We start from the raw sequence: 20,704 nt of genomic DNA, 5'->3' as shown, positions 1-20,704 counted from the left end.
GTCACTCTCCACATATCTCTTTTAATGATCATCAGGCACCGGTAAATCGGCGAGCGAATGCCAGTCATCTACCGGGCGGCTAAATAAATTACGGGTGGTAAAATGATGAATTAACCACTGTTGATCTTGTTTAATAAATTCAATGACGAGCTCCGCGCTATTTAAATGCGAGCCGCCGCGGCGAAACGTTGAAGCTTGCAGCATTTTCCAGCGGCCGACCGCGCGGTTATTTTCGTCGACGCGAATATGCTCGGCCGTTAAATAATGTACGTTGATGGCGAAGTGTGACGGCTCGCTAATATAAGCGTTCATCATCCCGACGATCGCCGCTCTGCCGCAGTGGCGCCCGAGCTTGTGTTGATATAATTCGCCGATACCTTCCCAAATAGCCGTTTCGCTAAATAGCGCGCCAATTTGCCGGGCGGTATCCGGATGCGTCAGGTCATCACAGAGATGCATATACTGGCTGATGGCGTTTCGGATTTGCACTACGGCTTCCAGCTTTTCCAGGCGTTGCAGCATTTCTTCATTCATTGCCGGCTCCGTATAACTCATAAATAGCCTGGCTGCGGCGAGTGGCCGAAGAACATATTGCCGGCGTTGATGTATGTCAGCTCGCCCATAAAGGCGTGCTGGGTGATGACCATGGAGTCGCGGGCATAGCGCTGAAGCGGGCTGCGCATCGATATGCCCGGCATCCCGGCCAGTTTCAGCGCGCGGGTGGTAACCGAAGCAGAGACGCGGGTAATGTGGGTGGAAGAGAGGCGCATGGCGTTAATCCGCTCTTCTCCCGGTTCATCGCCGCGCAGAATCGCTTGCCAGACATCGTCGATGGCGTCGTAGAACCAGCAGCGCGCCGAACGAAGATCCGCTTCGCAGTGAGCGATTTCCATCTGCGCGAATTGGCGATCCGCCAGGCACGGCGCGCCGGTGACCGAGCTCTGGCGTTCGGCAATGGCGTAAATTTCCGATAACGCCGCGCGGGCGATACCCAGTGCGACCACCGACAGCACCTGAGTGGCCAGCGACAGTACCGGATAGCGATACAGAGGGCCTTCGAGGTTAAGTTCGCCGCCGCGAATAAAGGTCCATTCCTGCGGCACGAAGGCATTATTCAGCACTACGTCATGGCTGCCGGTACCGGAGAGGCCGACCGTATTCCAGACCGGATCGATGGTGAACTCCCCGGCGGGTAGCACCGCGATGCGCGGCAGCGGACGATCGCTGCCGTCATCGGTCAGAATACCCACGCCGATAAGTTCGGCGCCGCTGCAGCCGCTGGCGAAGCTCCAGCGCCCGCTGACGCGGTAGCCGCCATCCTGAGTCGTCGCTTTTTGCGGCGGGAAGATCCCGCCGGCAAAGACAATATCCGGCCCGTGGCGGTAAAGCTCATCGAGACTGCTCGGCGGTAGGCCGCCAAGATAAAACGGATTCATGCCGAAACTCGCCACCCAGCCGGCAGATCCGTCCGCTGTTGAGAGCGTTTCAATTAACTGACAAAACTCCGCAGGTGATATTTCATCGCCGCCGTAGCGTTTTGGCACCAGCGCGCGATAAACACCGATCTTTTTAAAGCGGGAAATAATATCCGCCGGGATATATTTCTGCTGCTCGAACTCCTCGCTGCGCTTTTTAATATCTGCGAGTAATTCGGCAAACTCTATTGTTGTGGCGTGCAGGGTCTTTTCCGCACGCGAAGTTGCAGAGGGGTTTAACATGCGATTTAGCCTCTTCCAGTTAATGAAAGTACGGTTTTATTATTTTAATTTTTCCAGCAAATACTCAGCGTAATTAAGTAAATCAAACTCTTTATTTTTATTGGCGACTAATTGCAGAGCCACCGGGCGATGATTAATTTCGCCAAGCGGCAGGCTCAGGGCCGGGTGGCCGCTTAAATTAAATGGGCGCACCAGGCGAGTCAGGTTGACCACCTTGAGCGGATCCGCCGCTTCTTCCAGCGTTGGCGGGCATTCCGGGAGGGTCGGCAGCACAATCAGCGGGGTTTTCGCCAGTTGGGCATCCACCGCGGCGCTAAATTGCTGACGCACGCTTTCCGCAGCCTGCCGTTGCTGAGGGCCAATCTCCGCGCCGGCGTGGATCCGCCGGGCGACATCCGGCGCCAGGTTCGGCGCGTTGATGATGCTGTGAAACGCCAGCCAGTTTTCCTGGCTTATCACCGTAAGCCCGGCCTGATGCGCTTCGTTGAACCCCGGTAGTTCAGCGCGGGTCCATGCCAGCCCCGCCTGCTGCAGACGTGAGACGATCAGTTGCTCAATTTCCGGCGTTGCCGTGCCCGCCAGATAACTTATCGCGGGGGCGTCCCGGCGCGCAGGAGGCGCTGATTCCCCCAGCGCTTTTGCCAGCGCCTGACGCAATGTGGCGATATCGCGGGCGAACAGGCCGACGCAGTCGAGCGAACTTTCCGTCGGCATGACGCCAGCGCGGCTCAGACGGCCAAAGCTCGGCTTCAGGCCAGCCACGCCGCAGCAGGCCGCGGGCATTCGCACCGAGCCGCCGGTATCGGTGCCGACGGCGAAGTCGACTTCACCGGCCGCGACCACGGCGGCGGAGCCGCTGGACGAACCGCCGGGGATTAACTGCGGATAATGCGGATTGCGCGGCGTACCGCTATGCGGGTTGATGCCGGTGACGCCAAAGGCCAGCTCGTGCAGGGTGGTTTTGCCGCGCAGCTGGCAGCCGTTATCCAGCAGCGCCTCGACTACGGCGGCATGGCGAACGGCAGGCGGCGCATCCTGCAATACCGGGCTGCCGGCGCGGGTCGGAAAACCGGCAATATCGAGACTGTCTTTAACCGCAAACGTCAGCTCGCCTTCGCCAAGGGTGAAGCGCGAGATAAACCCGGATTCTGCTTTTTCTGCCTCTGTACGATGTTCAGTAACCATGTTTCACATCTCCGTGAGGGGGATAATTACCGCGCGAAATGACTAAAAAACGACCCGCTGGCGTTTGAGGTAATCTTGTCAGTAAAACTTGAAATTTCAAGTAATTTGTTACCTGTTTTTTACATCGTAATTGACGATAAGATGATGCTATGAAAGAGAGATTGTTCTTTAACTAATTGATTTAAATCATTAAACATTGGTGTTTAAATTTTAATCTCTTGAAGGGCGTCACAAAAATAAATGAAAAATATAAGTTAAAAAAATGATAAAAAAGTGTGCGAAAAACGCAGGGGAGGGTAAAACAAAATGAATAACCATTTATAGTAAATGGTTATTTTCGCAGAGGATCAGTCATCGAGGTTGTGCAGAATGAGCGCCAGCACCTGATTCATCTTTTTTTCCTGCGCCGGGGTGACGCCCTTGAAGGCTTTAGCAAACACGGTTTCCGCTAATGCCCGGGCTTCGGCAACCTTGGCTTCACCGGCGGCGGTGAGTTCCGCTTCGGTGACCCGGCCATCGCTGACGCTAACGTGGGTCGTGAGCAGGCCATCATCGCGCAGACGGCCAACAATTTTGGTCACCGTCGGCATCTTACTAACGGCATATTCGGTGATCCGCGAAATACTGGCGCGGTGGTATTGGTGCACCAGCATCAGTACGCGGAAGCGGGAAAGGTCGATGTCGATTTTTTTGAGCTCGATTTCCATTAATTGGGTATAACGGGCGTAAACGTTAACCACCCAGAAGAAGGGGAACTCTTCTTTATGAAAGCGGCTTTCGTGGCTCTCTGGCGGGGTCGAAGAGTGAGTCTTATCCACAAGCATCTCCTTGCCTGATGACGATAGAATGTGCAGATGGTATGCGCATTTAGCGGTTATTGCAAAACGCGGTACTGCGAAAACCATGCGCTATGATGCCGGGAGGATGGCCTCTTTGTTAGCCGCGCGTTGTTCATCGTAGCAACCGCCTGTCGCCGGAGGTCACTCATTCTCCAGCAGACGCATAAATACCCGTAGCGCTTCGTCTAACTGCTGAAGTTGGGGGGCGGAAAGCCCTGCCAGCAGTTGCTGCTCATTCGCCACATGGGTGGCAACCGCCTCATCGATCAGCGCTCGTCCCTCTGGCGTTAACGCGACCAGCATGCTGCGGGCATCCTGAGGATTTGCTAAGCGGGTAATCAACCCTCGTTTTTCCAGCGCCTTGAGGCGATGGGTCATCGTGCCGGAGGTAATCATCAGTGTCGAAAAGAGCTGGGTCGGCGACAGCACGAATGGCTCGCCGGCGCGGCGCAGCGTCGCCAGCATGTCGAACTCCCAACGTACCAGCCCATGTTTAACAAACGCCGCCTCCACCCGCGGCTCCAGCAGCATGGCGCAGCGCTTGAGGCGGCCAATCGGCCCCATTGGGCTGCAATCCAGATCCGGGCGCTCGCGCTGCCATTGGGCGAGAATGCGGTCAACGGCATCCGTTGGCGGTAATTTGTCCATGTGTGCTCACTTGTCTTGATATCAAGATATTTATCGATACATACTTGCTGCACAATTTAACTTGATATGAAGATAAAATCATGGCCTTTTTTACTCGTCATCTGGCGGTCGATCTGCTGCTGACCGCGCTGGCTCCCGCCATCTGGGGAACCACTTATATCGTCACTTCGCAATTCTTGCCGCCGGACCGTCCTTTTATCGCCGCGCTGTTGCGCGTGTTGCCCGCCGGGATTGCGTTGTTACTGTGGAGCCGCCAGTTTCCGCAGCGCGGTGAGTGGTGGAAGCTGATCATTACCGGAATATTAAATATCGGCGCCTTTCAGGCGCTGCTGTTTATCGCCGCCTACCGCCTGCCCGGCGGGCTGGCGGCGGTGATCGGCGCGATTCAGCCGCTGCTGGTGATGCTGCTGGCCTGGTGCGTGGATCGCCAGCGTTCGCCGTGGCTGGCGGTGGTTTCCGCCTGCGCCGGGATCATCGGTATGGCGATGTTGCTGCTTTCTCCGCGCACGGTGCTGGATTCGTTAGGTATCGGCGCCGCTTTTCTTGGCGCCGTCAGTATGGCGCTGGGCACCTGGCTGTCGCGGCGCTGGGCGCTATCGTTGCCGGTTGTGGCGATGACCGGCTGGCAATTGTTGATAGGCGGGATCGTGTTACTGCCCATCGCGCTGCTGGTGGACCCGCCGTTGCACAACATCACCCCATTACAGGCGGCAGGTTATGTCTGGCTGTGTGTGGCCGGAGCGATGCTGGCCTATGGATTATGGTTCCGAGGTATCAGCCGATTGTCGCCGGTGGCGGTATCGGCAATGAGCCTGCTTAGCCCGGTGACGGCGGTGCTGTTGGGGTGGATATTTCTCGGGCAGAAAATTGAGGGGATGGCGCTGGCGGGCCTTATTGTGGTACTGGCGAGTGTGCTCTCTATTCAGCGCGCGCTGGCGAAACGTTGACGTGAAAAAGCCCCATAAAGGGGCTCGACATTGCCGTGTGTTTTTACGTGGCGGGAGCCAGACCAGCCGTCCTGAGACGACCTGTCCGGCAGCTCCCTCTGCGACCATTCGGTTATTTAGACAGTTCCGCCGTCATGTGTACCTGATTACCGGTATAGGCTTCGGTAATGTGGTAAGAGGCGCCCTGATCTTTAGCGATAGCAGCGATTTTTGCTTCTGCGTTGTCCAGGGTATCAGAGGTCACGCTCACCGGGTGAGCCGCGAAGCTTGCGAAAGAAACCAGAGACAGCATACCAGCAGCAGCAAGTAATTTTACGTTTTTCATGGTGTTTATCCTTTTAACTTTTATGGTGGAAAGCGTTGTGCTTTCGATGGGTTTATAATAAGCCTGCTAACTATAACGCACGTTGCAAAAAGTGCGATTTAGATCACATTTTTATGACGGTTTGATGACTGTAAATGGGATTTTTATTGAAAAAAACTGTGAAAACAGAATGTTATATCTCATCTTCGAGAGTGCTAATTTCCGTTGACCCGCGTTTATGTCTCAACAGAATTTCGCCTGGTATTGATTGTGTGAATGGTTTGGTGGTTTTTTGGCTTGTTGTGACCGCGATACTTCGCCCGCTGGCGAAGCATTGCTAACCATCGGCGCGCTACAGTGCGGCTTCATTCATTGCTGGAGGAAAAAACCATGATTGCGGTACTCTTTGAAGCACAGGTCACGCCAGCGCAGCAGGAACGATACCTCGCGCTGGCGGCACAATTGAAACCGCTGCTGGAAACCATCGACGGCTTTATCGCCATCGAGCGTTTTCAAAGCCTCAGTGCGCCGGGAAAGATTTTGTCGCTGTCGTGGTGGCGGGACGAACAGTCGGTTGCAGCCTGGAAGCACAATATTTGTCATCAGGCGGCGCAGCGGGAAGGGCGGGAGTCTATCTTTGCTGATTATCAGATTCGCGTGGCACAGGTATTGCGTGAATACCAGATGCAGAGTTCGCATTCTGCGTAACCAATATTAAGCGGAGGCAGTATGTTGCACCCTGCGGTTGTCATTGATGATGACGAAGCGCTGGCCGTCGCGATGGCGGCGGTTGCCTCGGCGATGGCTGACCCTTCACGAGTGAAAATACTCTGCGCGCTAATGGATGGCCGGGCATGGACGGCGACTGAGCTCTCCGGCGCGGCGGATATTTCGCCGTCGACCGCCAGCGCTCACCTTAGCCGTCTGGTCAACAGTCGCTTACTGATCTGCCTGGCGCAAGGGCGACATCGCTACTATCGGCTGGCGGGCGGCGATGTCGCCGGATTGCTGGAAAATATGATGACCATGGCGGGCAAAAGCGCAGTGCCGCTGACCACGCGAACGCCGGGAACGCTGCGTATGGCGCGTACCTGCTACGATCATCTGGCGGGTGAAGTGGCCGTCGCCATCTATGATTTTCTGCAGCAGCAAGCGTGGCTCACGGCAAATGGCACCGCGCTTACCGCGGCGGGGGAGGCGCATTTCGCCCGCTTAGGTATTACGTGCGATAGCGGATCCCGCCGCAAAGTATGCTGCGCCTGCCTCGACTGGAGCGAGCGCCGTTTTCATCTGGGCGGTGCCGCGGGCGCTGCCCTGCTGCAGTGGGGCGTGCAAAAAGGTTGGTTTATGCCGGTCCCGGGCTATCGCGAAGTGACAATCAGCGAGCCTGGGAAGCGAGCGCTGCGTCAGCACTTTGGCCTGGCGCTGTAGACCCGGCGACAGGATAGCCGTTCAGCAGTGATTCATATTGACGATTTGCTTATGCATCACCTGCGAGCTATTCATTCCCAGCTTTTTCATAATGTGAATGCGGTGGCTGTGTACCGTCTTATGATCGATATTCAGCAGCGAGGCAATTCGCTTGTTGTTATTGCAGGCGATAATAAGTTCCAGTACCTGCAGCTCTCTGGCGGTCAGCTTTCGCTGCGTGCGCAAATACCGGGTCTGCGGAGTTTCATCCTGCGTTCTGGTAATTGCCGAAAATGCGTCTAAAGAAGATTTTTCCGTCAGGATTAACAGGTTTTCCAGATCGATTAATTCCCGGCACAGATTGGCGATATCGCTTTTTACCATCAATACCAACAGTGTACAGCGCGAGAAATGAAAGCGCAGTTTGTTGAGTAATACGACCGTATCGGCGGCGGATATATCCTTGTGGATCATATTGAAGATCACCGTCTCAGCCAGGGGCGCGACGCCCCCTTGCACGATGTCCTGATAACTGGCCTGGGTGATATCCTGGTGAATATCGCTCAGATAATCATGAATAGATTGGCCAATGATATTGTCGTCAGTGTACAGCAAGATATTGTTCAAGGGCATTAAACTCTCTTCTTACGCTTGGCTTCCAGAATCAAATCGATCAGCGTTTTTTCTATTTTCTTCCTGTCATCGCTGCGGCGGAACTTAAACTGGCAGGAAATCTGATAGTAGTTTTCCGGACTCTTTTCTTCGCTATCCAGCGTGACCATCGCCACGTTCTTGATAATCAGATCAACGGTGATTTCGCCATATTCAGCCAGAGACAGAATGGCGTTTTTCAGCGTTGAGTTGTTGGCAAGGAATTTCAGATTTGGACTTGGTGCAATCAGCGCGCAGCCACCATCTGAAATATCTTTGATATCAAAAGCATAGTTTTCGCCATTTTTATGGCGCCCATGACAAAAGAAATCATTCTCATCGCGTAAACGAAATCGCGGATCTCGTCGTCTTTGTACAACCTGGATGCATTCCGGTAACGCAAATGCCACCTTATTGCTATTCTCCGCGCCGCCAGCGGAATTCTTCTGCCGCTGGGAGGTGAACTCGATCTTTCCTGAATCACTATGCAGAATAAATTTGAATTTATTCCCCGCAGGGATTTTGCTATCGCTCTGGATATGGAATTCGGCAAAATCTACACGCGCAATCTGAGTACTGATGCTTTTGTTATTAAAGAAAATTTCTATCTCTGTTTGCTTTCTCTGTTCCTCTCTGAAAATAGCAATGATTTCATACTTACTGGTTTTTATCGTTCCCTCTATCATGGGTAATCCTTGTTGAATCGTTACTGTGCATAGTTAATTTTTTTTACAGCAATAGCGACATACTGATTATGTTAACCAGATGTTTTTGTGAACGTTCGATGATATTGACTATCTTTGTAGCCAAATTGATTTGTATAAACGTCGAAGCCGATATTGTTTTTTCCTGTAATCAAGAGTGTTAACAAAAACCATGGAACAATACAAACGACAACAGCCTCCCAATTAGGAGGCCTAAGAAATAACGTAACTCAATGCAATTTATAAGGTTATTTCCTCGACGAGGAATCAGCATAACCCGATTTGTAGGATATATAGTGCCAGCAGAGATGGCCTAATTCCAGCTTAATATTAAGGGGATAGCCCTTCACGGCAAACGCCGTAAAGGGGGGAGTTGACGCCATCAACCGCTGATGCTATCCAGCTTCGCCAGTGCTCCGGCGGGGAGGGTAAGCGTTGCAGCGGCGAGATTTTCCCGTAAATGCGCCACCGATGAGGTGCCCGGAATCAGCAAAATATTCGGCGAGCGCTGCAGTAACCACGCCAGCGCCACCTGCATCGGCGTGGCGTCGAGCATGGCGGCAACCTCGTTAAGCTCTTGCGCCTGTAGCGGCGTAAAACCGCCCAGCGGGAAGAACGGCACGTAGGCGATGTTTTGCTGCGCCAGCGCGTCGATTAACGCGTCGTCACCGCGGTTAGCGATGTTGTACTGGTTTTGCACGCAGACGATGGGCGTCAGCTTCTGCGCATCGGCAACCTGTCTGGCGGTGACGTTACTCAGACCGATGTGACGTATCAGACCGCGGGCTTTTAGTTCCAGTAAGGTCGTTAGCGGTTCCTCCAGCGAACCCTCCACCGGGCCGTGGGTGCCGAGCATGCTGCGCAGATTGACCACCTCCAGCCTCTCCAGGCCGAGGTTACGCAGGTTATCTTCGACGGCCTGGGTGAGTTCCGCCGGCGACATCGCTGGTAGCCAATTGCCTTTCTCATCGCGGCGGGCGCTGACCTTGGTGACGATACACAAGTCGTCGCTATAGGGATGCAGCGCCTGACGAATTAGCTGATTGGTGATATGCGGGCCGTAGAAATCTGAGGTATCGATATGATTCACCCCGGCGGCGACGGCTTCTTGCAGAACGCGAATGGCGGCGTCGGGATCTTTTGGCGGCCCGAACACGCCGGGGCCGGCGAGCTGCATGGCGCCGTATCCAAGCCGGTAAACCTGACGGTCGCCTAAGGTCATGACCCCGGATAATGTTACGCTGGACATAATGACTCCCTCCGATGATAGGCAAGGAGTAAGTGTAATCCCGTCAGGGAGAAGCGATGGGCGAGAATGTTGGCAGAACGTGCGGCGACGCTGAAGGCGTCGCCGCGAGAGCGATTTAACTGAAGAACATCACCGAGACGCAGAGCAGGCCGACGATTAAGGTAATGAGATTACCCAGCGAACGGTAGGGCTTGAGCGCCGGAATGATATACGTCGACAACGTCGGCATGATGAACAGAATCATGGCGATAAGCGGGCCGCTGATGGCGTAAATCATCGAGATGGCGTTCGGATTGATAAAGCAGACGATAAAGGTCAGCGCCGAGACCAGCATAATCGACATGGCGCGGTTAAAGGCGCGGCTCTTACGAATGCCGAGCTGGCCGAGCGAGGTTTTAACGATTTCGCTGGCGCCTTCAATCACCCCAAAATAGGTGCCGAGGAACGATTTCGACATCGCGACCACCGCGACGATAATGCCGGTCACTGCAAGCCAGCCTGGCGCGCCCGGCGCCATGGAGAGCGCAGAGAGAATCGTCACCCCTTCATTACGCGCGGCTTCGATGTACGGCAGCGGAATGGACAGCAGGCAACTGAAGACAAAAAACAGCACGCTGGCGCAGATGATGGTGTAGGCCACCTTCATGATTTTTTTGCATTTACCCATGGCCAGCTCACCATATTTCTCCTGCTGATCGATAGCGAAGGTCGAAATAATCGGCGTATGGCTAAAAGCGAAAACCATCACGGGAATCGAGATCCAGATTTGGTGCCAGGTCTTTGCGTTCAGCTGCATCTGACTGGTGAGGTGTTCCGGTTGCCAACTGCCAATCAGGTAGATGGAGAGGAACAGGAAACAGCCAATCAGCGGGAAGACGAGGAATCCCATCACTTTGATGGTCATATGACGCCCCATCAGGAAGATCAGATTCAGTACCAGCACCACGGCGAGGCTCAGTAGAGCGCGTACGCCAGGAGTCATCGCCACGTGTCTCGCCAGTTGTTCAGCCAGCGAATTAGTGATTGCCACGGCGTAGATCAGGATCACTACGAAGAAGGCGAGAAAGTACAGGCTGGTGATCAGATTGCCGACTTTTTTGCCGTAGTAATGATTGACCGCGCCGGTGATCCCTTCACCGGCCGCCACTTTGGCCGACAGGATGAATTGACACAGCGCTTTGTGCGGCCAGTAGGTTAACGGCCAGGCAACCAAAGCGGTAAGGAACAGCACGATGGCGCCGGCCGAACCGAGTTGAATCGGCAGGAATAGGGTGCCGGCGCCTACGGCAGTGCCATATAGAGCAAAACTCCATAGAGTTTCTTCTTTAGACCAAATTTTAGACATTATGCGAATTTATCAACCGTATAACCCAAAAAAAGGAGTGCAATTTACCACATTTATGAATCGTTTGCGGTGATAGTTTTCGGCGATAAATAAACCTGCGGATCGCCAAAGGGTTAGGCGATCCGCGCGATCGAGAACGTTAACTATTCGGCAGACTCTGCGGCTGGCGATACTTCAGGACGCGCACGCGCAGCGTATCCCACGCCCAGTTAAAGAACATGGTGTAGGGCAGGAAGAACAGCATAAAGCCGATTTCCAGCATAAATGCCTGCACCAGCGACACGCCAAGCACCAGCGCGACGACGGTGACGCCGATGATGATAAAGCCGCACTCAAAGCCGATGGCGTGCAGCGCGCGCACCCGCAGCGTACGCGCCAGGCGTGAAACCGGCCACAGACGGTCGAAGGCGGCGTTATAGATCAGGTTCCAGACCATCGCCATGGTGGCGAGCAAAATGGCCAAGCCGCCCATTTCGACCACCGATCGCTGCATTAACCAGGCGGCGGTGGGGGCCAGAATTAACGTGGCGAGGCCTTCAAAGCTCACCGCGTGGAGTACGCGTTCCAGTAGCGTCTTATGTTGCAGGTTATTGGTTTTCATTTTGGGATACCTCTTGTTAGTTCTGTCATCCAGATTTACCCGGCATTTTATGGAAAAATGTGATAAACAAAAGATAGATTCCATCGATAAAGTAGATAGGTTATGCACTATTCTCCCGAAGCCCTCACCGCCTTTGTAGAAGCCGCCGCCAGCGGTTCGTTCTCCGCCGCCGCCCGGCGGATGCGTAAAAGCCAGTCCACCATCAGTACCGCGATTTCGAATCTTGAAACCGACCTGGGGTTGACTCTGTTCGATCGTTCCACTCGCCAGCCGACGCTAACCGCGCAGGGCGAGCAGGTGCTGGGCTATGTGAAAGCAATACTGGCCGCCAGTTCGCGGCTGGATGAGCTCGCCAGTTCGTTATCCGGCAATACCGAACCGCGGCTGACCTTCGTCTTGTCGGATACCCTGCACCCGGATGTACTGGAGTATTTGCTGGAACAGTTCGATCGGCGTTTTCCGCATACCGAGTTTGAATGTCTGATTGGCGAAGATGAAGACGTGGTGGATCTGCTGCAAAAAGAGCGCGCTCAGGTGGGGCTTATCGAAGCCCGGGACAGCTATCCGATGGAGATCGGCAGCATGCGCCTGCCGTTGCAAACGGCGATGGGGATTTATGTTGCGCCGGGGCATCCGCTGGCCGGTCAGGGGCGGGTTTTCTGGGATGATCTGCACGGCTGGCGTGAATTGCGGCTTAGCACTTATCTTGAGAGCGCGCCGGATCCCTCGCGCGGCCAGGTATGGTCGGCGCCCAACTATTTGCTGCTGCTGAGTATGGCGGTGCAGGGCTTTGGCTGGTGCATTTTGCCCTGCGCGCTGGTGGAAGAGTTCGCCGGTAGCGGCAAGCTTAAAGCGTTGAATATCGCCGGCTGGCCGCGCTCGATCTCGGTGGATCTGCTATGGAACAAGCGTACGCCGCTGGGGGAAGCGGGCAGTTGGCTGCGCCAACACCTTGAAGGGCAAGGCCGCGAGTCGTGACGGCGAACTTTGTGAACCGCCTCACTTTTTTTAAACAATTGCGAAATTTTTTGATAACAATTCTCTACTATAACGGCATCTATTGATGGTTCTTTGCGCAGAAGGTAAAGGATGAAAGATGTCGTGATCGTCGGCGCGTTGCGTACGCCTATCGGCTGTTTTCAGGGAACGCTGGCGCGTCACTCGGCGGTGGAATTGGGCAGCGTGGTGGTGAAGGCGTTAGTCGAGCGGAGCGGAATCGATCCGCAGTGCATTGATGAAGTGATCCTCGGTCAGGTGCTGACCGCGGGCACCGGGCAGAATCCGGCGCGTCAGTCGGCGATCCGCGGCGGGCTGCCGAATACCGTTTCGGCGATCACCATCAACGACGTTTGCGGCTCCGGGCTGAAAGCGCTGCACCTGGCGACTCAGGCCATCCAATGCGGCGAAGCGGATGTAGTGATCGCCGGCGGCCAGGAAAACATGAGCCGCGCGCCGCATGTACTTACCGACAGCCGAACCGGCGCGCAGCTGGGCAATAGCCAGCTTATCGACAGCCTGGTGCATGATGGGCTGTGGGACGCTTTCAATGACTACCATATGGGCGTAACGGCGGAAAATCTGGCGCGGGAGTATGGGATCAGCCGTGAACTACAGGACGCCTGGGCGCTTAGCTCGCAGCAAAAAGCGCGGCGGGCGATAGACTCCGGGCGGTTTCGCGATGAAATCGTGCCGGTCGCCACCGAGCATAACGGCAGTCAACGGCTGGTGGATACCGACGAGCAGCCGCGGATGGATGCCAGCGCTGAAGGGTTAGCCAGCCTGATGCCCACCTTCGACCAGCTTGGGTCGGTGACCGCGGGTAATGCATCGAGTATTAACGATGGCGCGGCGGCGGTAATGATGATGAGCGAATCAAAGGCCCAGGAGCTGGGGCTGCCGATTCTGGCGCGCATTCGCGCCTTCGCCAGCGTCGGCGTCGATCCGGCGCTAATGGGTATCGCGCCGGTACATGCCACCCGGCGCTGCCTTGAGCGCGCGGGCTGGCAGCTGGATGAGGTTGACTTAATCGAAGCTAATGAAGCTTTTGCCGCCCAGGCTATCTCCGTTGGCAGAGTGCTGGAGTGGGATGAACGGCGGGTTAACGTTAACGGCGGGGCTATCGCCCTGGGCCATCCGATTGGCGCGTCCGGCTGCCGTATTCTGGTGTCGCTGGTACATGAAATGATCAAGCGCGATGCGCGTAAAGGGCTCGCGACGCTGTGTATCGGCGGCGGTCAGGGCGTTGCGCTGGCGGTGGAGCGCGCATAATACGATCTCGCGCCGTCTTCGGCGCGATGTCCAACTTCCTCGCCGATCTTCTTTTCTTCGTTTTTCTCTCCGATTTTCTCTCTTCGCGGTTATTTTTCAAAGATAACCTAACTCACTGTATTTATAGCTTTTGTACAGGTTGCTAGTTCCTGGCGATGTGATCCGTTTTGCGTTTTTATCATTTTTAATCATAAAAAATGAAACGTTGTTTTAATTGTCGTTGAAAATGATTTTTCAGCGGTCTACTATGTGACCATCAGCAAAACGGAACTCTGTTTTATTTTTATGATGGGGATGTTCCAGGAGTTCTTCTTAACCTCAGAACCTTGCCTGTGGTGAGCAGGCCGTGAAAGAAAGGAACCAGATATGATTCTTGATGCATTCTCTCTTCAGGGGAAAGTCGCGGTAGTGACCGGCTGCGACACCGGTTTAGGCCAGGGCATGGCGGTTGGGCTGGCGGAAGCGGGCTGCGATATCGTCGGTATTAATATCGTTGAGCCGACGGAAACCATCGAGCGCGTTACCGCGCTGGGGCGTCGTTTTTTGAGCCTCACCGCCGACCTGCGGCAGATAGATGGTATTCCGCAGTTGCTTGAGCGCGCGGTGGCGGAATTTGGCCACATCGATATTCTGGTCAATAACGCGGGGCTAATCCGCCGTCAGGATGCTATCGAATTCAGCGAGAAGGACTGGGATGACGTGATGAACCTGAACATCAAAAGCGTCTTTTTCATGTCTCAGGCCGCGGCGAAGCACTTCATCGCTCAGGGTAACGGCGGCAAGATCATCAATATTGCCTCCATGCTGTCGTTCCAGGGCGGGATCCGCGTGCCGTCCTACACCGCCTCGAAAAGCGGCGTCATGGGCGTAACTCGCCTGCTGGCCAATGAATGGGCAAAGCATAATATCAATGTTAACGCCATTGCCCCCGGCTACATGGCAACCAACAATACCCAGCAGTTACGCGCCGATGAACAGCGCAGCGCGGAAATTCTCGACCGTATCCCGGCCGGCCGCTGGGGCCTGCCGAGCGATTTAATGGGGCCGGTGGTGTTTCTCGCCTCCAGCGCATCCGATTACATCAACGGCTACACCGTGGCGGTAGATGGCGGTTGGCTGGCGCGCTAACAGACATAGTCGAACAACCCGCCAACCGGCGGGTTGTTTTCTGAACAATGATCGTCCATATCATGAGGTTTAAATAATCCATACTCGTTAGTAATGGAAAATAAAATACTCGCCATTCATCAGGGTTGTTTTGACGATCGGACAGCATTTTTTGCATAAGATAAAGTTTAATGTCCATCACAAAAACAATGCTGCCAGCCGTTTTATCCATATCTTCGCCATCTCCCGCCTGACACCTTAGCCCTGCGATCCCGTACTTTCACTGCACGCATACTCTGTTGAGGCAGGAAAAAAATGACTTCATTGACCACCGATCCGGGTTTACTCCCCAATGCGCAGCGCAACACCCGGCGCATGAACCAGTTTGTCTCCATTGCCGCCGCGGTGGCGGGTTTGTTATTCGGCCTTGATATCGGCGTGATTGCCGGGGCGCTACCTTTCATCACCGATCATTTCGTTTTATCCAGCCGTCTGCAGGAGTGGGTGGTCAGCAGTATGATGCTTGGCGCGGCGATCGGCGCGCTGTTCAACGGCTGGCTCTCTTTCCGTCTTGGCCGTAAATACAGTTTGATGGTTGGCGCGGTGCTATTTGTGGCGGGCTCTATCGGCTCGGCATTCGCCACCAGCGTCGAGATGCTGCTGGCGGCGCGTATTGTCCTTGGCGTCGCCGTCGGTATCGCCTCTTATACCGCGCCGCTCTATCTTTCTGAAATGGCAAGCGAAAACGTTCGCGGCAAGATGATCAGCATGTATCAGTTGATGGTCACGCTTGGCATCGTGCTGGCCTTCTTATCCGATACCGCCTTCAGCTACAGCGGCAACTGGCGGGCAATGCTTGGCGTGCTGGCGCTGCCGGCGGTATTGCTGATTATCCTGGTGGTGTTCCTGCCTAACAGCCCGCGCTGGCTGGCGGAAAAAGGCCGCCATATCGAGGCCGAAGAAGTGCTGCGCATGCTGCGCGATACCTCGGAAAAGGCGCGCGATGAGCTGAATGAAATCCGCGAAAGCCTGAAGCTCAAGCAGGGCGGCTGGGCGCTGTTCAAAGTGAACCGCAACGTGCGTCGGGCGGTATTCCTTGGCATGTTATTGCAGGCGATGCAGCAGTTTACCGGCATGAATATCATCATGTATTACGCGCCGCGGATCTTCAAAATGGCCGGCTTTACCACCACCGAGCAGCAGATGATCGCCACGCTGGTGGTCGGCCTGACCTTCATGTTCGCCACCTTTATCGCGGTGTTTACCGTTGATAAGGCCGGGCGTAAACCGGCATTGAAAATCGGCTTTAGCGTGATGGCGTTGGGCACCCTGGTGCTGGGCTACTGCCTGATGCAGTTTGATAACGGTACCGCCGGCAGCGGTCTCTCCTGGCTATCGGTGGGAATGACCATGATGTGTATTGCCGGATACGCGATGAGCGCCGCGCCGGTTGTGTGGATCCTCTGCTCTGAGATCCAGCCGCTAAAATGCCGCGACTTCGGCATCACCTGTTCGACCACCACCAACTGGGTGTCGAACATGATTATTGGCGCGACCTTCCTGACGCTGCTGGACGCGATTGGCGCGGCAGGCACGTTCTGGCTCTATACCGCGCTGAACGTGGCGTTTATCGGCGTGACCTTCTGGCTGATCCCGGAAACCAAAAACGTGACGCTTGAACATATCGAACGCAAGCTGATGTCCGGGGAAAAGCTGCGTAACATCGGCAACTGATCACACGGATTCGCGCGGCAGCCACGGGCTGGGAACCTTAATGGTATCCCGATGGCTGTCGCCGTTAATAATATGCAGGGCGCTCAGGCGGCCAATTTCATAATGCGGTAACTGCACCGTTGACAGCGGCGGCAGGAACAGATCGCCAATCCCCACCATGTTGTCATAACCCACCACCGCCACATCTTCAGGGATTCGCAAGCCCTGCGCCAGCAACGTCTGGTAGACCATAAAAGCGATGCGATCGTTACCGCACACTACGGAATCAAACCGCGGTTTACCCTGATCAATATGGGCCAGCAGCTGGCCGGGAATATCGCGATAGTGTTCGTCACCGTAGGTCATATAGCCGTGATCGAGCGTATCCGGATCGACCTGCGCCTCACGGCAGGCGCGTTCCATCCCCTGTCGGCGGCGTATCGTCGCCAGATGCCTGGCCGGAAGATGCAAACAGAGCGGGCGGCGATAGCCGGCGGCCAGCAGCGCTTTCACCGCGTCGTACTGGCCTTGCTCATCGTCCGGAATATAGCTGGCGACGTTCTCGTTCAGGCTTTCGCAGTTGGCCAGCACGCAGGGCAGCGTCAACAATTTCGCCGGTAGCGGAACCTGGCGTAGCCCCATGGTGGTGTAAATGATGCCGTCCGGGCGGTGGGAAAGCAGCAGGTCAAGGATGGCATCTGGATTGTCATCCGAGAACATGTTAACCACAAAGCTGTTCCAGCCGTGGGCCCGCGCCGTCTCTTCGATAGAGAGCGTTATCTCTACCGAGAATGGAGTGGTCACCGTATCCAGCGCCAGCACGCCGATGGTGCTCGGCGTTGCCCGGGCGCCGCGAATTTTCTTCGCCGACAGGTCGGGGACGTAATTGGTCTGTTCGATAGCCGCCTGTACGCGGGCGAGCGTTTCCGCCTTCAGGCGCTCCGGGCTGTTCAGCGCGCGGGATACCGTCATCAGTGAGACGTTGGCTAGCTTCGCTACATCTTTCAGGGATGCCATGGTGATTACTCCGGTATACAACTAAGTCGCTGATGTAAAAGGATCATACGATAGTCTATCCCAGCCTGATGGTGAAGCATGGCGAGGAATAGTTGATCGCGATCTCATCTCCATTATGTTAACGTTAACTTTTGTGATTAACATCATGAATCGTCACAAAACCAGATGAGAGTTGTTTTTTGTTAACGTTACCATTTGCGCATTACTCCAACACGAGAATGTCATGATGAAGATGCATCACTCTCACAGCTACCCCTTACTCAGTGCCTTACTGTTTTTCTTTTTTGTTACCTGGTCTTCTTCCGGCTCGTTGCTTTCCATCTGGCTACATCAGGAGGTAGGGCTGAAAGCCGGGGATACCGGCATTATCTACGCGGTGCTGTCGGTCTCGGCGCTATTCGCCCAGATTTGCTACGGCTTTATCCAGGATAAACTGGGGCTGCGCAAAAATTTACTCTGGTATATCACCGTCTTACTGATCCTTTCCGGCCCGGCCTATCTGCTGTTTGGCTATCTGCTGAAAATCAACGTGCTGCTTGGCAGTATTTTTGGCGGCATCTATATCGGCCTGACCTTTAACGGCGGCATTGGCGTGCTGGAGTCCTATACCGAGCGCGTGGCGCGGCAAAGCCAGTTTGAATTCGGCAAAGCGCGGATGTGGGGATCGTTGGGCTGGGCGGTGGCGACCTTTTTCGCCGGGCTGCTGTTCAACATTAACCCACAGCTGAACTTCGCCGTCGCCAGCTGTTCCGGTCTGGTTTTCTTCATGCTGCTGGCGCGGCTTAAGGTCTCTTCAGCGCCGCACGCCATGCAGGAGGCGGTCAGTGGCGGTAAAGTCACGCTGGAAGACGCGCTGCGCCTGCTGACGCTGCCGCGCTTTTGGGCGCTGGTGTTTTTCGTCGTTGGCACCTGTATTTACGGCGTTTACGACCAGCAGTTCCCGGTCTACTTCTCCTCGCAGTTCGCCACGCTGCATGAAGGGAACGCCATGTATGGCTATCTCAACTCCTTCCAGGTGTTCCTCGAAGCGGCGGGAATGTTCTGCGCCCCGTGGCTGGTCAACCGTATCGGCGCGAAAAACGGCCTGATCTTCGCCGGCATGGTGATGGCGATGCGCATGGTGGCCTCCGGGCTGGTGGAAGGCCCTGTACTGATCTCGATTACGAAACTGCTGCACGCCGTGGAATTGCCGGTGCTGCTGGTGTCCATCTTCAAATACAACAGCCTGAACTTTGATAAACGCCTTTCTTCCACCCTGTACCTGGTTGGTTTCGCCTGCACCAGTTCGGTTATCGCCACCGTCCTGTCGCCGCTGGCGGGCTATAGCTATGAAAAATACGGCTTCGCCGACTCCTATCTGATCATGGGACTGCTGGTGTTCTGCACCACCTTCATCTCCATCTTCCTGCTGCGATCCAATAAGGCCTCTTCGGATTCGCTCATGTCGCAGCCATCCACTATCTGACTGAAAAGAGAAATGAATATGATCTATTCCATTAGTAACGCGGAGCGGGAACTGCAGGCGAAAAGCGTGGATCTCAACCCGCGCTGGTATCCGCGTTATCACCTGGCTGCCCGTGCCGGCTGGATCAACGACCCCAACGGGCTGGTATGGTTCGACGGCTGGTACCACGCGTTTTATCAGCACCACCCGTATTCAAACCAGTGGGGGCCGATGCACTGGGGCCACGCGCGCAGCAAGGACCTTGTGCATTGGGAACACCTGCCGGTGGCGCTGGCGCCGGAAGGGCCGGAAGATAAAGACGGCTGTTTCTCCGGCTCGGCGGTGGTTGATGGCGATACGCTGGCGCTCATCTACACCGGCCATAAATTTCATGGCGATCCCGCTGATGAAAATAACCTGTACCAGGTGCAGTGTCTGGCGACCAGCCGCGACGGCATCCATTTTGAGCGCCAGGGGATGGTCATTGATACCCCGCCGGAGATGCACCATTTTCGCGACCCGAAAGTATGGCGTGAAGGTGAAAGCTGGTACATGGTGGTCGGCGCGCGGGTAGACGACGTCGGCCAGGTGCGGTTGTACCGTTCTGACGACCTGCGCCACTGGCAGGATGCCGGTATTCTTGCCCAGGCCGAAACGGGGATGGGCTACATGTGGGAGTGCCCGGATTTCTTTGAACTCGATGGCAAGCGGGTTCTGATGTTCTCACCGCAGGGGATGGCCGCGGACGGCTTTGCCCGGCGCAATTTATTCCAGAGCGGCTATCTGCTGGGGGACTGGCAGCCGGGGCAAACTTTCGTCCGCGAAGAGGCGTTTGTCGAACTCGACAGCGGCCACGATTTCTATGCGCCGCAAAGCTTCCTCACCCCTGATGGCCGACGGATTGTTATCGGCTGGCTGGACATGTGGGAGTCGCCGCTGCCGGAGCAGCAGGACGGTTGGGCCGGTATGCTGTCGCTGCCGCGCGAGTTAAGCCTCGGTGCCGATAATCGGCTGTTGATGCGTCCGGCAAAAGAGGTGGAAGTCCTGCGCCGCGACTGGTTCCCGTGGCCGGTCAGTTCGTTGAAGAATCAGCAGCTGACGATGGTAGAGCATTGTGAAACCATGGAGGTCAATCTGCATTGGGATATGGCCAATAGCTGCGCCGAGCAATACGGTTTGAGCTTTGGCGAAGGGCTGAAGGTATATGTCGACAATCAGATGCAGCGTCTGGTGCTGGAGCGTCGCTATCCGCAATATGGTTTGTGCGGCACGCGCAGCGTTCCGTTACCAGCCGGTTCGGCGCTGAAGCTGCGGCTATTTTTCGATAGCTCATCCGTTGAGGTTTTCGTTAATGACGGCGAAGCCTGCCTCAGCAGCCGTATTTATCCTGATGCCCGGCGCCGGGAATTAGCTTTATTTTCCTGGAGCGGTAGTGCGGCATTAATTGATGGCGGAGCATGGAATCTCTAATTAAATAGTCATTGACCTGAATAACCCGCAAGCAAACGCCGGCGGGTTATTTAATATTCACCAAAATAATAAAACAATACCTTT

21 protein-coding genes are annotated in these 20,704 nt (G+C 55.2%); 9 read left to right on the top strand and 12 right to left on the bottom strand.

Features of this window, described 5'->3' with window-relative positions:
- Positions 1 to 21: 21 nt before the first annotated feature.
- The 5 genes from EAE_RS02405 to EAE_RS02385 form a co-directional block, all read right to left on the bottom strand.
- Entirely contained in the window at positions 22 to 534 is a 513-nt protein-coding gene (locus EAE_RS02405) for a nuclear transport factor 2 family protein (RefSeq protein ID WP_015369890.1), read from the bottom strand.
- A 17-nt stretch (positions 535 to 551) separates the two neighbouring features.
- On the bottom strand, positions 552 to 1,718 hold the full coding sequence (locus EAE_RS02400) for an acyl-CoA dehydrogenase family protein (protein WP_015369891.1): 1,167 nt from the start codon (positions 1,716 to 1,718) through the stop codon (positions 552 to 554).
- Between the two features lie 39 nt (positions 1,719 to 1,757).
- Positions 1,758 to 2,903 (bottom strand): amidase, encoded by a 1,146-nt coding sequence (locus EAE_RS02395; protein ID WP_015703346.1) that lies wholly within the window; start codon positions 2,901 to 2,903, stop codon positions 1,758 to 1,760.
- A 347-nt stretch (positions 2,904 to 3,250) separates the two neighbouring features.
- On the bottom strand, positions 3,251 to 3,727 hold the full coding sequence (locus tag EAE_RS02390) for a MarR family winged helix-turn-helix transcriptional regulator (protein ID WP_045359492.1): 477 nt from the start codon (positions 3,725 to 3,727) through the stop codon (positions 3,251 to 3,253).
- A 156-nt stretch (positions 3,728 to 3,883) separates the two neighbouring features.
- The gene (locus EAE_RS02385) at positions 3,884 to 4,390 is read right to left on the bottom strand and encodes a MarR family winged helix-turn-helix transcriptional regulator (protein WP_015369894.1); all 507 of its coding nucleotides are present in this window, start codon (positions 4,388 to 4,390) and stop codon (positions 3,884 to 3,886) included.
- 80 nt (positions 4,391 to 4,470) lie between these two features.
- Between EAE_RS02385 and EAE_RS02380 the strand changes: the two genes are divergently transcribed.
- Positions 4,471 to 5,337 (top strand): EamA family transporter, encoded by an 867-nt coding sequence (locus tag EAE_RS02380; protein WP_015703345.1) that lies wholly within the window; start codon positions 4,471 to 4,473, stop codon positions 5,335 to 5,337.
- 112 nt (positions 5,338 to 5,449) lie between these two features.
- Here EAE_RS02380 and EAE_RS02375 read toward each other — a convergent pair whose 3' ends face one another.
- Positions 5,450 to 5,662, bottom strand: coding sequence for a YdgH/BhsA/McbA-like domain containing protein (locus EAE_RS02375; protein ID WP_015369896.1), 213 nt, complete (start codon positions 5,660 to 5,662; stop codon positions 5,450 to 5,452).
- Positions 5,663 to 6,031: 369 nt separating this feature from the next.
- Between EAE_RS02375 and EAE_RS02370 the strand changes: the two genes are divergently transcribed.
- A complete protein-coding gene (locus tag EAE_RS02370) occupies positions 6,032 to 6,349 on the top strand; it encodes an antibiotic biosynthesis monooxygenase family protein (RefSeq protein ID WP_015703344.1) in 318 nt (105 codons plus the stop codon).
- Positions 6,350 to 6,370: 21 nt separating this feature from the next.
- Complete coding sequence (locus EAE_RS02365; protein WP_015369898.1) at positions 6,371 to 7,072, top strand: ArsR/SmtB family transcription factor; 702 nt, start codon at positions 6,371 to 6,373, stop codon at positions 7,070 to 7,072.
- 21 nt (positions 7,073 to 7,093) lie between these two features.
- Here the strand turns inward: EAE_RS02365 and EAE_RS02360 are convergent, their stop codons facing one another.
- The 5 genes from EAE_RS02360 to EAE_RS02340 form a co-directional block, all read right to left on the bottom strand.
- The gene (locus EAE_RS02360) at positions 7,094 to 7,678 is read right to left on the bottom strand and encodes a helix-turn-helix domain-containing protein (protein WP_026612222.1); all 585 of its coding nucleotides are present in this window, start codon (positions 7,676 to 7,678) and stop codon (positions 7,094 to 7,096) included.
- A 5-nt stretch (positions 7,679 to 7,683) separates the two neighbouring features.
- Positions 7,684 to 8,388 (bottom strand): flagellar brake protein, encoded by a 705-nt coding sequence (locus EAE_RS02355; protein ID WP_015703342.1) that lies wholly within the window; start codon positions 8,386 to 8,388, stop codon positions 7,684 to 7,686.
- Positions 8,389 to 8,788: 400 nt separating this feature from the next.
- The gene (locus EAE_RS02350; protein WP_015369901.1) at positions 8,789 to 9,655 is read right to left on the bottom strand and encodes an aldo/keto reductase family oxidoreductase; all 867 of its coding nucleotides are present in this window, start codon (positions 9,653 to 9,655) and stop codon (positions 8,789 to 8,791) included.
- A gap of 115 nt (positions 9,656 to 9,770) precedes the next feature.
- Positions 9,771 to 11,000, bottom strand: coding sequence for an amino acid permease (locus tag EAE_RS02345; protein WP_015369902.1), 1,230 nt, complete (start codon positions 10,998 to 11,000; stop codon positions 9,771 to 9,773).
- 139 nt (positions 11,001 to 11,139) lie between these two features.
- The gene (locus tag EAE_RS02340; protein ID WP_015703341.1) at positions 11,140 to 11,601 is read right to left on the bottom strand and encodes a multidrug/biocide efflux PACE transporter; all 462 of its coding nucleotides are present in this window, start codon (positions 11,599 to 11,601) and stop codon (positions 11,140 to 11,142) included.
- A 102-nt stretch (positions 11,602 to 11,703) separates the two neighbouring features.
- Here EAE_RS02340 and EAE_RS02335 point away from each other — a divergent pair, with 102 nt between their 5' ends.
- From EAE_RS02335 to araE, 4 genes are all read left to right on the top strand, one after another.
- Positions 11,704 to 12,579 (top strand): LysR family transcriptional regulator, encoded by an 876-nt coding sequence (locus EAE_RS02335; protein WP_015703340.1) that lies wholly within the window; start codon positions 11,704 to 11,706, stop codon positions 12,577 to 12,579.
- A 111-nt stretch (positions 12,580 to 12,690) separates the two neighbouring features.
- Positions 12,691 to 13,869: an acetyl-CoA C-acetyltransferase gene (locus tag EAE_RS02330; protein ID WP_015369905.1), complete on the top strand. Its 1,179-nt coding sequence runs from the start codon at positions 12,691 to 12,693 to the stop codon at positions 13,867 to 13,869.
- A gap of 366 nt (positions 13,870 to 14,235) precedes the next feature.
- Entirely contained in the window at positions 14,236 to 14,997 is a 762-nt protein-coding gene (gene kduD / locus EAE_RS02325) for a 2-dehydro-3-deoxy-D-gluconate 5-dehydrogenase KduD (protein WP_015703339.1), read from the top strand.
- A gap of 294 nt (positions 14,998 to 15,291) precedes the next feature.
- The gene (gene araE, locus EAE_RS02320) at positions 15,292 to 16,710 is read left to right on the top strand and encodes an arabinose-proton symporter AraE (RefSeq protein ID WP_015369908.1); all 1,419 of its coding nucleotides are present in this window, start codon (positions 15,292 to 15,294) and stop codon (positions 16,708 to 16,710) included.
- On the opposite strand, the gene EAE_RS02315 is transcribed toward araE, so the two are convergent.
- Complete coding sequence (locus EAE_RS02315; RefSeq protein ID WP_015703338.1) at positions 16,711 to 17,706, bottom strand: LacI family DNA-binding transcriptional regulator; 996 nt, start codon at positions 17,704 to 17,706, stop codon at positions 16,711 to 16,713.
- 223 nt (positions 17,707 to 17,929) lie between these two features.
- Between EAE_RS02315 and EAE_RS02310 the strand changes: the two genes are divergently transcribed.
- Positions 17,930 to 19,171 carry an MFS transporter gene (locus tag EAE_RS02310; protein ID WP_015703337.1) on the top strand — a complete coding sequence of 414 codons (1,242 nt, stop codon included), beginning with the start codon at positions 17,930 to 17,932 and terminating at the stop codon, positions 19,169 to 19,171.
- Positions 19,172 to 19,189: 18 nt separating this feature from the next.
- Complete coding sequence (locus tag EAE_RS02305; protein ID WP_047058941.1) at positions 19,190 to 20,620, top strand: glycoside hydrolase family 32 protein; 1,431 nt, start codon at positions 19,190 to 19,192, stop codon at positions 20,618 to 20,620.
- Positions 20,621 to 20,704 lie beyond the last annotated feature (84 nt).

The sequence above is a fragment of the Klebsiella aerogenes KCTC 2190 genome, assembly GCF_000215745.1.
In the GTDB taxonomy this organism is placed as follows: Bacteria; Pseudomonadota; Gammaproteobacteria; order Enterobacterales; family Enterobacteriaceae; genus Klebsiella; species Klebsiella aerogenes.
This window is presented reverse-complemented; position numbering and strand designations above follow the sequence as displayed.